Genomic DNA, 13,453 nt, shown 5'->3' with positions numbered 1-13,453 from the left:
TAAATGAAGAAGGATTGGCTGGAAGAATTAGTTGCCGCAACGAATACTGATAAACGTAATGAACGTCAAATGCGTATATTAGAGGCAGCTGTTGATATGTTTGGAGAAAAAGGATACGCCTCAACTTCAACGAGTGAAATTGCAAAGCGTGCGGGTGTAGCGGAAGGAACAATCTTCCGCTACTATAAGACGAAAAAAGATTTATTGTTTGCAGTTGTGATGCCGACCTTAACAAAGTTCGCTGCACCATTTTTCATACAAGCTTTTGCCAAGGAAATATTTAAAACAAATTATGAATCGTATGAAGGTCTTTTAAGAGTAGTAATTCATAATAGGTTTGAATTTGCGAAAAAGCATTTTCCAATGATAAAAATACTAATTCAAGAAGTACCATTTCAGCCGGAACTAAAAAGTGAAATACAACAATTAGTAGAAACAGAACTGCTTTCACATTTTAAAAAGTTAATTGTAAAGTTTCAAGAAGAACGGGAAATTATTGAAATGCCACCATCTTCCGTATTACGTCTTACTTTATCAGCTGTACTAGGATTTCTCTTAACGAGGTTTTTATTATTGCCTGAAGAGAAATGGGATGATGAAGTGGAAATTGAAAATACGATTCAATTTATATTGTATGGACTAACGCCACGGAGGTAATGTGATGCATCAATTTGCTAAACCAACAATTGTTGTAAGTAAATGTTTAGAATTAGATGCCTGTCGCTATAATGGAGAGATTATTTAAGATATAACAATTCGAAGCTTGCAGCCATTTGTTACATTTATCCCTGTTTGTCCTGAAGTAGAGATTGGTTTAGGCGTCCCTCGTGAAACGATACGAATTGTAGAAGAAAACGGTTTGAATAAACTTGTGCAACCGTCGACACGAGAAGATTTAACTGAAAACATGGAGCAATTTTCAAATGCGTTTTTACAAACATTATTTGAAGTTGACGGTTTTATTTTGAAGAATCGTTCGCCAAGTTATGGCACTTTTTATGTAGAAATTTATTCTAGTTTTGAAAAAGGACCAGTAAAAGGAAAAGGAACTGGATAATTTGGCGGAGCAGTAATAAAAAATTTTTCACATCTTCCAATTGAAGAAGAAGGTAGATTGTCGAATTTTATTATAAGAGAGTATTTCTTTTACAATCGCGCATTACAAAATGATTAAATATACTAAAAACATGAAAGAACTTGTAGCGTTTCAATCAGATTATTAGTATATATTTATGGCATAAAATCAGGAGAAACAAAAAGAATTAGGGCGTATTATTGCAAATTTTAAAAAATGAAACGGTTGAAGTTGTATTTGACAACTATGAGAAGATTTTAAATGAATTATTTATGCGCGCGCCCTGCTATCCATCAAATGTAAATGTATGTGAGCACATTTTCGGATATTTTAAAACAACTCTAAAAAACAAGAAAAACTCATTTTTTAGAGTTGCTATAGAAGTATTTTGAAAAGAAAATCCCTCTTAGTAGTTTACTTGTAATTTTAAAAACATGGGCCATTCGATTTGATGAAAAGTATTTATGAAAACAAACATATTTCGAACCATACGCTGAAGCTTTAGTAAAAATTTCTGATTTGGGAAAAGGTAGAGATTATTAAACAATATAATACATAATTCGACAAGAAAATTCCTATGTTGTTGTAGAACAATGTAGGAATTTTTTTGTGCATTGGTACAGAATCTGTTTTAAAATTAAGTTATGACAGAATTATAGCAATTGTCTAACTAATATTCGTGTCTTTTAAGAAGTAATGTTTGTAGTAGTAACTCGCACGCTGTCGAAACTCAATATTCGATAAGGGGTGTGTAGCGTAATGGAATTTACTCTAACTCGCGAAAAACAAATGATTAAAGAAATGGTACGTGACTTTGCTGAAAAGGAAATCGCACCGAAAGCTGTATATTATGACAAAACTGCGGAATTTCCATATGAAACATTTCAAAAAATGGGCGAACTAGGATTATTAGGCATCCCATTCCCGGAAGAGTATGGAGGTTCAGGTGGCGATACTGTATCGTACGCACTAGCAGTTGAAGAAATTGGTCGTGCTTGTGGTGGTACTGGTTTAAGCTATGCTGCAACTATTTCATTAGGTGCTTCTCCAATTTATTATTTCGGTACAGAAGAACAAAAACAAAAGTATTTAGTTCCAATGGCATCAGGTAAAACATTAGGTGCTTTCGGATTAACAGAGCCGAACGCTGGATCTGATGCAGGGGGCACTCAAACAAAAGCTATTTTAGATGGCGATGAGTATGTAATTAGTGGTGAAAAGTGCTGGATTACAAACGCAGAGTATGCAAATACAATTATTGTAACCGCTATCAACGGTGTTGAGGATAATGGTAGAAAACGTATTTCTGCATTTATCGTACCGACTACAAGTGAAGGATTAACGATCTCAAGTCCTTACGATAAGATGGGTGTTCGCGCTTCTAATACTTGTGAAATCGTACTTGATGGTGTACGTGTACCGAAAGAAAATATTCTTGGTGATGTTAATAAAGGATTTAAACAATTCTTATATACACTTGATGGAGGACGTATTTCAATTGCGGCATTAGCAGTAGGTATTGCACAATCTGCATTTGAACGTGCTCTGCAATATGCGAAAGAACGTCAACAATTTGGAAAAACAATTTCTAATTTCCAAGCGATTCAATTTAAATTAGCTGATATGGCGACTGAAGTGGAATTAGCGCGTAATTTAGTACATAAAGCAGCTTGGTTAAAAGATAATGATAAACCTTTCGGTAAAGAAGCGGCTATGGCAAAACTGTTTGCATCTGAAGCAGCAAGTCGTATAGCGAATCATGCAGTACAAATTCATGGTGGATATGGCTATATGCGTGAATATGAAGTTGAACGACATATTCGTGATGCAAAACTGTTAGAAATTGGTGAAGGTACTTCTGAAATTCAACGTCTCGTAATTGCAAGACATTTAGGATGTAGATAAAAAGGAGGAATCACTATGTTTCAAAAAATATTAATTGCAAATCGCGGGGAAATCGCAGTCCGCATTATAAAAACTTGTCAAAAACTTGGCATTCGCACTGTTGCTATTTATTCTGAGGCTGATGAAAATGCCCTTCATGTAAAAATGGCAAATGAATCTTATATAGTAGGCGGCCCGCGTGTCCAAGAAAGCTATTTAAACCTTGAAAAAATTATAGAAATAGCTAAGAAGTCAAAAGCTGAAGCAATCCATCCAGGATACGGATTATTATCAGAGAATCCATCTTTTCCGATTCGCTGTAAAGAAGAAGGAATTGTATTTATCGGTCCTTCAGAAGAAATCATTACTAAGATGGGAAGTAAAATTGAATCACGTTTAGCGATGCAAGCAGCAGATGTACCAGTAGTTCCGGGTATTACTACAAATATTGAAACTGCTGAAGAGGCAATTGAAATTGCAAAACAAATTGGTTATCCATTAATGCTTAAGGCATCCGCGGGCGGCGGAGGCATTGGAATGCAATTGATGGAAACTGAGCAAACGCTCACCAAAGCATTTGAAAGTAATAAAACAAGAGCGCAAAACTTCTTTGGTAACGGAGAAATGTATTTAGAGCGATATATTGCAGATGCACATCATATTGAAATTCAGCTTTTAGCAGATTCACACGGTAATACAGTGTATTTATGGGAACGCGAATGTTCAGTACAGCGCCGAAATCAAAAAGTGATTGAAGAAGCGCCGTCCCCATTTTTAGATGAGGGTACACGAAAAGCGATGGGAGAAGTTGCTGTACAAGCTGCTAAAGCTCTTGGCTATACGAATGCTGGGACAGTTGAGTTTCTTGTAGATGATCAAAAAAACTTTTATTTCTTAGAAATGAATACGAGATTACAAGTAGAACATCCAGTTACCGAAGAAATTACTGGGTTAGACCTAGTTGAACAACAACTACTTATCGCATATGGTGAGAAGCTATCATTTACACAAGATGATGTAAAACGTAGTGGTCATGCCATCGAGGCTCGTATTTATGCAGAAGACCCGAAAACTTTCTTCCCATCACCTGGGAAGATTACAGATCTATCTTTACCGACAAATGTACGTATTGATCACTTTTTGGAGAATCAAGTAACGATTACACCGTTCTATGATCCAATGATTGCGAAAGTAATCGCTCATGGTGAAACTCGAGAAGAAGCGATATCAAAATTACAGGATGCGCTGCAAGAGTTAAAAGTAGAAGGTATTAAAACGAATACACCAATGTTACTACAAGTATTGGAAGACGATGTGTTCAAAAGTGGTATTTATACAACGGGTTTTGTAACGAAACAACTTGTTAAAAAATAAGAGTTATGAATATTAAGGGGGAAAAAATGATGACGAAAGTATATGCATCGATGGCAGGAAATGTTTGGAAAATTGTTGTAGGAGTAGGAGATACAGTAGAGGAAGAGCAGGATGTCGTCATTTTAGAATCTATGAAAATGGAAATTCCAATCGTTTCAGAAGAAGCCGGAACTGTTATGAAAATCAACGTGCAAGAAGGCGACTTTGTAAACGAAGGAGATGTATTACTAGAAATTGAATAGGGAGATATAGGGGGAAGCGAATTGAAACTACCTAATTTTGCTGTCATTAAAGAAGTCGGGCCACGTGATGGTTTACAGAATGAAAAAAAGATTGTTGGCACAAAAGATAAAGTAAAATGGATTCAACTACTTACAGAAGCCGGATTATCGTACGTTGAAGTTTCCTCATTCGTTCACCCTAAATGGGTTCCTGCATTAGCAGATGCAAGTGATGTATTTTCTGAGCTAAAAAGGGATCCAAATGTTACATATGCAGCGCTTGTTCCAAATCAAAATGGTTTGGAACGAGCTTTTTTGCAAAATGTAGATGAGGTGAATGTTTTTTTATCAGCAAGTGAATCTCATAATAAAAGTAATATTAATAAATCAATTAAAGAAGCATTAGCTGTAATTGAAGATATAACAAAACAGGCAACATTTGAAGGGAAAAAGGTAAGAGGTTATGTTTCTACTGTATTTGGATGTCCTTATGAAGGAGATATAAGTACCACAGCAGTTGACGAAATATGTAATCAACTATTTTCATACGGTATTTATGAAATCTCTCTTGGTGACACGATTGGTGTAGCGAATCCATTACAAGTAGATCAAGTATTAGAATATTTATTAAAGAAGTATGATGCTTCACAGTTTGCCATGCATTTTCATAATACGTATGGAATGGCACTGGCAAATGTAGTTAAGTCTTTAGAACATGGTATTACAACGTTTGATAGTTCTTGTGGCGGGCTCGGAGGATGTCCTTATGCACCAGGAGCATCAGGTAATGTTGCTACTGATGACTTAGTTCATATGCTCCATAAGTTAGGTGTCCAAACGAATATTGATGAAGAGAAGTTATTAAGAGCTAGTCAATTTATTCAAAGTAAATTAAATATCCAATTACCGAGTCATGTGTATAGAGCGCTTCAACATAAAACGATAAGTAGGTGAGAAGATGCTACAATTACAAAACATTTCAGTTGATTATGTAACACCTCACGTTGTAAAGATTTCGTTAAATCGTGAAAGACAAGCAAACTCATTATCTTTAGCGTTATTAGAAGAGTTACAAAACATATTAACTCAAATAAGTGAAGAGTCAAATACTCGTGTAGTAATTCTAACAGGTGCTGGCGAAAAAGCGTTTTGTGCTGGTGCTGATTTAAAAGAACGCGCTGGCATGAGTGAAGAACAAGTTCGCCATGCTGTGGGTATGATTCGTTCTACTATGGAGATGGTGGAACAATTACCACAACCAGTTATAGCTGCTATTAATGGAATCGCACTAGGTGGAGGTACTGAATTAAGCTTAGCTTGTGACTTTAGAATTGCTTCTGACACTGCAAGTCTAGGTCTTACTGAAACCTCTCTGGCAATTATACCTGGAGCAGGTGGTACGCAGCGTTTACCGAGATTAATTGGAGTCGGTAGAGCGAAAGAATTAATTTATACAGGAAGACGTATTTCGGCGCAAGAAGCGAAAGAATATGGTTTAGTAGAGTTCGTAGTACCAGCTGATTTACTAGAAGAGAAAGCAATTGAAATTGCAGATCGAATTGCTAATAATGGTCCAATTGCTGTTCGATTAGCAAAAGAAGCAATTTCAAATGGTATTCAAGTAGATTTACATACCGGATTACAAATGGAAAAACAGGCGTATGAGGGCGTAATCCATACGAAAGATAGATTAGAAGGATTACAGGCATTCAAGGAAAAACGCAAACCAATGTATAAGGGGGAGTAAATATGTTAGATCAAAAACAACAATCTAATTCATTTGAAGAACGAGTTGAAACAATTAAGCAAGGCGGGGCACCGAAATATCATGAACAAAACAAAGCAAAAGGAAAACTCTTTGTTCGAGATCGTTTAGCTCTTTTATTTGATAATGGTGAATATGTGGAAGATGCACTATTTGCAAATTGTGAACAAACAGGATTACCAGCTGATGGAGTTGTAACTGCAACTGGTAAAATACATGGTCGTACTGCATGCGTAATGGCAAATGATTCGACTGTAAAGGCCGGGTCATGGGGAGCACGTACAGTTGAAAAGATTTTACGTATTCAAGAAACGGCTGAAAAGTTACGTGTGCCATTGTTTTATTTAGTTGATTCTGCTGGGGCACGTATTACAGATCAAGTTGAAATGTTCCCTGGACGCCGTGGTGCAGGAAGAATCTTTTATAATCAAGTGAAATTATCAGGTAAAGTTCCGCAAATTTGTTTATTATTTGGACCTTCAGCAGCTGGTGGCGCATATATTCCAGCATTTTGTGACGTTGTTATGATGGTGGAAGGAAATGCATCTATGTATTTAGGATCTCCTCGTATGGCTGAAATGGTTATTGGCGAAAAGGTAACTTTAGAAGAAATGGGCGGAGCTCGTATGCATTGCTCTGTATCAGGATGCGGAGACGTATTATGTAAGACAGAAGAAGATGCGATTACACAAGCAAGACAATACATTTCATATTTCCCAAGTAACTACCTAGAAAAGACTCCATTGACTACACCTCAAGAGCCGAAACAGTTCGATAAAACGTTAGAACAAATCATTCCAGAAAATCAAAATGCTCCTTTCAATATGAAAGATCTCATTAACAGAGTAATTGATGAAGGCTCTTTCTTTGAAGTGAAAAAATTATTTGCCCAAGAACTAATTACAGGTTTAGCTCGTATTGACGGTAAGCCAATTGGCATTATTGCAAATCAGCCGCGTATGAAGGGCGGCGTTTTATTCCATGATTCAGCTGATAAAGCAGCGAAGTTTATTAATTTATGCGATGCATATCATATCCCACTATTATTCCTTGCGGATGTGCCTGGATTTATGATTGGTACGAAAGTAGAACGTGCTGGTATTATTCGTCACGGTGCAAAAATGATCTCTGCAATGAGTGAAGCAACTGTACCGAAAATTTCTATCGTTGTTCGTAAAGCATACGGTGCTGGTTTATATGCAATGGCAGGTCCAGCATTTGAACCAGATTGCTGCTTAGCATTACCGACAGCTTCTATTGCAGTAATGGGTCCAGAAGCGGCGGTCAATGCTGTATATGCAAATAAGATTGCAGCTTTACCAGAAGAAGAGCGTGCAAGCTTCATTGCTGAAAAACGTGAAGAGTATAAGAAAGATATTGATATTTATCATTTAGCATCAGAGATGGTGATTGATGGTATTGTTCATCCAAACAATTTACGTGAAGAGTTAAAAGGGCGATTCGAAATGTATATGAGTAAATATCAAGTATTTACGGATCGTAAACATCCTGTATATCCAGTTTAAAAGCCCTATTAAGGGCTTTCTTGCTCAATAAGTCAAGGAGGGGAAAACATTGAAACAAGCAGTTTGGTTTCCAACAGAAGAATATAAAGAAAAAACGCGACTATTTAGTTGGATGAAATCATTAGGTTATGAAGATTACGAAGCTTTTTATAATAAATCAATTGAAGAAACAGCGTGGCTTTGGGGAGAAGCTGAGAAAGCAGTTGGTTATCAGTGGATGGAACCATATACAGAAGTGTTAGATTTAGAAAATGGTACACCGTTTGCACAATGGTATACTGGGGGCACTTGTAACGTTGTAGAATCAGCTTTATCTCGCTGGCTTGCAGACGATAGAACGAAAACACAAGCAGCACTCATGTATGAAGGGGAAAATGGAACTTCGAAATCATTTACATATGAAGAGCTTGACAGCTGGGTAAGCCGTGTTGCCAATGGTTTGAAACATGCTGGTATTGAAAAAGGTGATCGTGTAACAATTTACATGCCAATGATTCCTGAAACAGTTGTTGCTATGTTAGCAGTAATGAAAATTGGAGCGATTATTTCACCAATATTCTCAGGTTTTGCTGCTGATGCAGTAATGACACGTGTACAAGCAGCGGGTTCAAAAATGATTATTACCGCAGATGGTTTTTCACGCCGCGGGAAAATTGTTTCTTTAAAAGATGAAGTAGATAAAGCTTGTGAGCATTGCCCAACTGTTGAAAAAGTTGTAATTGTTCGTCATGCAGGAAATGATTTTACACCGCATAATTACGATTATTCATGGAGTACGTTAGAAAAAGAAAAACCATTTATACATGCTGAAGAAATGAACAGTGATGATCCATTAATGCTTATATATACATCAGGAACAACTGGTAAGCCGAAGGGGACAGTACACACACATGCTGGTTTTCCGCTAAAATCTGCATTTGATGCAGGATTTGGAATGAATATAAAACAAGGCGACCGTGTATTGTGGGTAACTGATATGGGCTGGATGATGGGACCATTTTTACTATTTGGCTCTCTTATTAATGGAGCAACGATGGTTATGTACGAAGGTGTTCCAGACTTCCCAGAGGCAGATCGTTTATGGGAGACAGTCGATAAATATGAAATTACGCATCTCGGTATATCGCCAACATTAATCCGTGCGTTAATGGCTAGAGGCGATGAATATGTAAATAAACATTCACTCAAGAGTTTAGAAGTATTCGCATCAACAGGAGAACCTTGGAATCCGGACCCTTGGATGTGGCTGTTTGAAACGGTTGGAAAAGGGAAAGTTCCAATCTGTAACTATTCAGGGGGAACTGAAATTTCAGGTGGGATTTTTGGGAACGTCCTAATTAAGCCGATTGCACCGATTAGTTTTAACGCATCTTTACCCGGAATGGCAGCGGTTGTACTTGATGGTCAAGGTAAACCGATTCGTGATGAAGTCGGAGAATTATGTTTAGAAAAACCTTGGGTAGGTATGACGAAAAGTTTCTGGGAAGATGATGAGCGTTATGTAAACACATACTGGTCACGATTTGAAAATAAATGGGTTCATGGTGACTGGGTCATTTATGACGGTGAGCAATATATTATTACAGGGCGTTCAGATGATACGTTAAACATTGCTGGAAAACGTATTGGGCCTGCTGAATATGAATCTATTCTTGTGAAACATAATAATGTAATAGAAGCAGCTGCAATTGGTGTACCTGACGATGTTAAAGGTGAGGTTTGTCATTGCTTTGTAGTATTACGAGATGGTGTAATATTTACAGCAGAATTAAAGAAAGAATTAATGAGTTTAGTAAATTCTCATATCGGAAAAGCATTATGTCCAAAAGATATCCACGTTGTAGAGGATTTACCAAAAACACGTAATTCTAAAGTAATGCGACGCGTCATTAAGGCTGCTTACTTAGGGAAAGAATTAGGAGACTTATCTTCACTTGTAAATCCTGAAGTGGTTCCGTATATTCAGGGGCTACAGTCTAGCAAACTATAAAATTACGAATGAGCTCTATGTAAATAGAGCTCATTTTTAATGTTTACTAAAAGATACAAGAGAAAAAGTAAATTTGAAGTTAAAAAATCTACTATTAGTGGTAAGTATGTCTGTTTGTTTTTAGTTTTTATCAAAATAGGATACTGCGGCAGTCTATTCAATGGAGTGATTGAATTTTGTTAAGAATGAAAATTTAGTGAAGAAAAAAGTAATGAATAAAAGGAGAAATCCCTGGGGGACAGGGATTCAATAAGGGAGATAACATTGTCGTTCAATGTCGAAATTTGGCGTATCCGACAAATTAATATTATCATGAATTTTCAGGAGATTACGATAGTGGATGTGTCAAAAATGTGTACGGGTTTCATATAAAAATGTTATTTAAATAGGAAAAGGGAAAAGAATTAAGTTCACTCGTTCTTAAGATTTTCCCTTTTTAAATTTACTGTTTGCTCGTTGTTCTATATACTTCTGAAATTGGTAAATCTTCGCCATGTAAAGCTTGAGTACTGTCTTTTTTGTTTGAATTATGTGGCTCCGGAGATGTTTCTTGCATTTGCTCTTGGGCTTTACTAGGAGTATTCAGCGCATCCGATGACACATAATCAAGTTGTTGACTTAATAGATTTTTCTTATCCATGTTATGTAGCTCCTTTTTGAACTTAGATATAAAAACAATGTTTTTTTAAATAGTTACGTGGGTATTATGTATCTTTGAATGGACTTATATACATAAACTATATTGAGAATTTAACTAATAATAAAAAGTACTTGTGATGACAAGCTTAAGAAATATAAAGATCATTAGTCCTTATTAAAAGAGTTATTTTAGTAGGGTGTAGATTAAATAGGACCTGTTGTACGGAACAAGTCCTTTCAAAAAGGACAACGGATAATGAATGGGGGTTACTTGAACATTTCTATTAGTGGTAACTAGAGCCCATTCGTTGGATGCTACGAAATTTCATTTGAAAGGAACATCCCAATGATAAGATGAGCACTGTAAATCAGTGCTCATCTTATCAGAAATTGCTTAGTCCTTAAAAATAAAACCATTACGGACAATTCACAATGGTAATAGTGACGTTAGCCATTGTTCCAGGAGAATCAAGAAGTGAAGCAGTAACAGTTACTGTTCCAGGCCCATTAGCGGCTAGAAATACAGCGGTAAAGTTGCCTGAAGCATTGGTAATGACAGCAAGAGGAACCATGAAAGCAAGAGAAGGGTTACTAAATGAAAAACTGACCACTACTCCTGGAGTAGGATTACCGTTTACTAATACTTGCCCCGAAAAAAATAAAGTATTATTTCCTTGAGTGGATACACATGCTGTGGGGTCGTTAGAAGTTAAGGTAATAGATGCAGGCCCAGCAGGAAGATTAAATCCAGTTGGCCCAGTTGGCCCAGTTGGCCCAGTTGGCCCAGTTGGTCCGGTAGGTCCGGTTGGCCCGGTTGGTCCGGTAGGTCCGGTTGGCCCAGTTGGTCCGGTTGGCCCAATTGGGCCAGTTGAACCGGTAGCTCCTGTAGAACCGGTGGGACCAGTAGGGAATTGAAAGGGTGGAACAGGTGGAAGTGTAGGTCCAATAGAACCCGGATTAAGTGCAGCAAAAGATAAAAACTCGTCCATTATATATCACCTCTAAAAATCGTATTACTAATAGTAAATGTAATGATAGAGCAAAGTGAAATGGACAAGCGGTTGTATTTTAATAAATTAAACAAAATAGTTATTTAATAGAAAGAGAGAGTAGTATGATTCCTTTAGAAATTAAATATAAAAAGGCGATTATCTTCAAATCGCCTTTTGGTAATGAAGTGTAATTTTATTCAGTTATTTGAAATATAGTTTCATTCGGTTTAGAAAATCCATACAGTTTCCTTGCGAATTTTAAAACTTCTTCTTCACTACCTGTTAAAACTTTAACATCATTTTTAAGGGTATGACCATCCTTCTTTAAAGTAGATAATTTTTGTTGCTCCGTATTAACCGTGATTTGTTTTTCTTTAATCATTTCTTGTTGGTTATTAAGAGAATATTGAAGGACAAAAATTATAGGTAATATAAAAGCTAAAGTAGTTATAATACGGCGTCTTGTTTTTTTATTATTACCTTGTTGGGTGTTAGGGTTCACTTGCTGTGAGGGTATCTTAGGATTTGATTGTTGTGATGATATTTTTGGGATGTTTCCCATTAAAATGCCTCCATTACTGATTGTAGAATTTAAACCGTTTAAAAGTATTATAAATGTTCAATAGGAATTTTAGAAGATATTTTATTAATATAGGTGAGTTTTGTAAAGTTTAAACAAAATCATTATTTAAATAAAAGAAACCCCGATTGTCTGCGGAGCTCCTAAGGGTAATCATCAAGTGATGACGTACTCGACTAATTAACGATATCATGAATTTTTTTGGTAAAAATACTGGTAAATTCGTCCAAATTAATAAGAGCATCATTTGAAATAAATACGCTATTTTTATAGGGAGGGGAATAATGATGATTCTATGGGACAAACGAGTAAACCTTGTATCAAGGTGATTATTTTATTACAGAGGGGACAATTTTAGAGGTTAGTGAAAGGGTGAATAAATTATTAGATTGGCTTCGGTGCATATTAGCTCCAAACTATGAAAAAGTGTACGGTAATAGTACATAGCGACCTCGGTTGATTCGGATAGACGATGATGAAGAATGATATAAAAATTTCATTTCGTAGAGAAATATGTTGATTAATGATGGGCATTGAATATGCTATGTTTGTATTAAAAAAGAGCAGGATTTAGCCTATATATAGGTGTTGGAATTGTTCTAAAGGGGATCTACATAATTGTATATCCCTGAACCCTCCAAGAAAACAGACTTTGAATTAAGGGTTTTATCTACACGTATAGCGCTCGCTATCATTGCGCCTTGGCCTTATGGATACTTATAGTAACGATATAAAATAATCCTTTTCTAATAAGAAATATACTAAAATATGAGAAAATGCTGTAATAATAATTATACATTTAGTCCTACTGGAAGAACCAGTGGACATCAAACTAAAAAGGGCGTTGTTATATTGCTCTGTAGTTTGGTGTCCGCTTTTTTATTAACAAAATAGATTAGTGGTGTTTTTATAAATGACGCAATTTCGTTTTTAGTATATAAAAAGAAGTTTTAGTACAAGTGTTTGTTTTTTTGTTTTTTTGCTTTCGTCTCGTACACTTTTAAGCTATTGGACATACCTTACTAATAGAAAGGATTAGGGGGTGAGGTTTTGGGTTCTCGATTTAATAATTGTAAAAAGAAGTGTACATGTAAACAGGATGATTGTTGGGAAATATTCGAAGAGTGTAAAAAAGAAAAGCATGAGAAATGTGATAATTCTTGTGTACAAGGAATTAGAGATGAGCTTAAGAAATTAATTAATCAAACAGTTCAAATTAATACAGAGGGACGTACTTATGTAGGTACTGTTTCGTCTGTAAGTTGTGATGTTGTTAAGCTTGCAGCTATTCCTGGATCTGTTGGAGTAATTATCTCCATTTGCAAAATTGAAGCAATTTTCCCTCCTGTTACAACGGTTACCGCTGAGTTTGATTTTAATGGTGTTGACGTAGCAAACAAAGCATAA

The 13,453-nt window shown here is 36.1% G+C and carries 13 protein-coding genes and 2 pseudogenes; 12 read left to right on the top strand and 3 right to left on the bottom strand.

Features of this window, described 5'->3' with window-relative positions; all coding sequences use genetic code 11:
- The first annotated feature begins 3 nt into the window (after positions 1-3).
- The 9 genes and pseudogenes from ACP6L7_RS10620 (at position 4) to ACP6L7_RS10580 (ending at position 9,835) form a co-directional block, all read left to right on the top strand.
- On the top strand, positions 4-657 hold the full coding sequence (locus tag ACP6L7_RS10620) for a TetR/AcrR family transcriptional regulator (protein ID WP_097829187.1): 654 nt from the start codon (positions 4-6) through the stop codon (positions 655-657).
- Positions 658-748: 91 nt separating this feature from the next.
- Positions 749-1,618 (top strand): annotated as a pseudogene (locus ACP6L7_RS10615) (YbgA family protein).
- A 216-nt stretch (positions 1,619-1,834) separates the two neighbouring features.
- Positions 1,835-2,980 carry an acyl-CoA dehydrogenase gene (locus ACP6L7_RS10610; RefSeq protein ID WP_000397266.1) on the top strand — a complete coding sequence of 382 codons (1,146 nt, stop codon included), beginning with the start codon at positions 1,835-1,837 and terminating at the stop codon, positions 2,978-2,980.
- 15 nt (positions 2,981-2,995) lie between these two features.
- Entirely contained in the window at positions 2,996-4,333 is a 1,338-nt protein-coding gene (locus ACP6L7_RS10605; RefSeq protein ID WP_097829188.1) for an acetyl-CoA carboxylase biotin carboxylase subunit, read from the top strand.
- 26 nt (positions 4,334-4,359) lie between these two features.
- Positions 4,360-4,575: an acetyl-CoA carboxylase biotin carboxyl carrier protein subunit gene (locus ACP6L7_RS10600; RefSeq protein ID WP_001985297.1), complete on the top strand. Its 216-nt coding sequence runs from the start codon at positions 4,360-4,362 to the stop codon at positions 4,573-4,575.
- Positions 4,576-4,596: 21 nt separating this feature from the next.
- Entirely contained in the window at positions 4,597-5,508 is a 912-nt protein-coding gene (gene mvaB / locus ACP6L7_RS10595) for a hydroxymethylglutaryl-CoA lyase (protein WP_097829189.1), read from the top strand.
- Positions 5,509-5,512: 4 nt separating this feature from the next.
- Positions 5,513-6,301 carry an enoyl-CoA hydratase gene (locus tag ACP6L7_RS10590; RefSeq protein ID WP_097829190.1) on the top strand — a complete coding sequence of 263 codons (789 nt, stop codon included), beginning with the start codon at positions 5,513-5,515 and terminating at the stop codon, positions 6,299-6,301.
- Between the two features lie 2 nt (positions 6,302-6,303).
- A complete protein-coding gene (locus ACP6L7_RS10585; RefSeq protein ID WP_097829191.1) occupies positions 6,304-7,845 on the top strand; it encodes an acyl-CoA carboxylase subunit beta in 1,542 nt (513 codons plus the stop codon).
- A 49-nt stretch (positions 7,846-7,894) separates the two neighbouring features.
- A complete protein-coding gene (locus ACP6L7_RS10580; protein ID WP_430529215.1) occupies positions 7,895-9,835 on the top strand; it encodes an AMP-binding protein in 1,941 nt (646 codons plus the stop codon).
- Between the two features lie 442 nt (positions 9,836-10,277).
- Here ACP6L7_RS10580 and ACP6L7_RS10575 read toward each other — a convergent pair whose 3' ends face one another.
- Positions 10,278-10,475 carry a hypothetical protein gene (locus ACP6L7_RS10575; protein ID WP_097829193.1) on the bottom strand — a complete coding sequence of 66 codons (198 nt, stop codon included), beginning with the start codon at positions 10,473-10,475 and terminating at the stop codon, positions 10,278-10,280.
- A gap of 431 nt (positions 10,476-10,906) precedes the next feature.
- Here ACP6L7_RS10575 and ACP6L7_RS10570 point away from each other — a divergent pair, with 431 nt between their 5' ends.
- Together ACP6L7_RS10570 and ACP6L7_RS10565 are read left to right on the top strand one after the other, a co-directional pair.
- Positions 10,907-11,152: a hypothetical protein gene (locus tag ACP6L7_RS10570; RefSeq protein WP_000237381.1), complete on the top strand. Its 246-nt coding sequence runs from the start codon at positions 10,907-10,909 to the stop codon at positions 11,150-11,152.
- Between the two features lie 15 nt (positions 11,153-11,167).
- Positions 11,168-11,389 carry a hypothetical protein gene (locus ACP6L7_RS10565; protein ID WP_430529214.1) on the top strand — a complete coding sequence of 74 codons (222 nt, stop codon included), beginning with the start codon at positions 11,168-11,170 and terminating at the stop codon, positions 11,387-11,389.
- A 17-nt stretch (positions 11,390-11,406) separates the two neighbouring features.
- On the opposite strand, the pseudogene ACP6L7_RS10560 reads toward ACP6L7_RS10565, so the two are convergent.
- Together ACP6L7_RS10560 and ACP6L7_RS10555 are read right to left on the bottom strand one after the other, a co-directional pair.
- Positions 11,407-11,463 (bottom strand): annotated as a pseudogene (locus ACP6L7_RS10560) (exosporium leader peptide-containing protein); the annotation flags it as partial.
- A 196-nt stretch (positions 11,464-11,659) separates the two neighbouring features.
- On the bottom strand, positions 11,660-12,028 hold the full coding sequence (locus ACP6L7_RS10555; protein WP_097829195.1) for an FtsB family cell division protein: 369 nt from the start codon (positions 12,026-12,028) through the stop codon (positions 11,660-11,662).
- A 1,068-nt stretch (positions 12,029-13,096) separates the two neighbouring features.
- On the opposite strand from ACP6L7_RS10555, the gene ACP6L7_RS10550 reads away from it, so the two are divergent.
- Positions 13,097-13,453, top strand: coding sequence for a hypothetical protein (locus tag ACP6L7_RS10550; protein ID WP_002136449.1), 357 nt, complete (start codon positions 13,097-13,099; stop codon positions 13,451-13,453).

This window comes from Bacillus silvicola, from assembly GCF_050524305.1.
GTDB lineage: Bacteria > Bacillota > Bacilli > Bacillales > Bacillaceae_G > Bacillus_A > Bacillus_A cereus_AT.
This window is presented reverse-complemented; position numbering and strand designations above follow the sequence as displayed.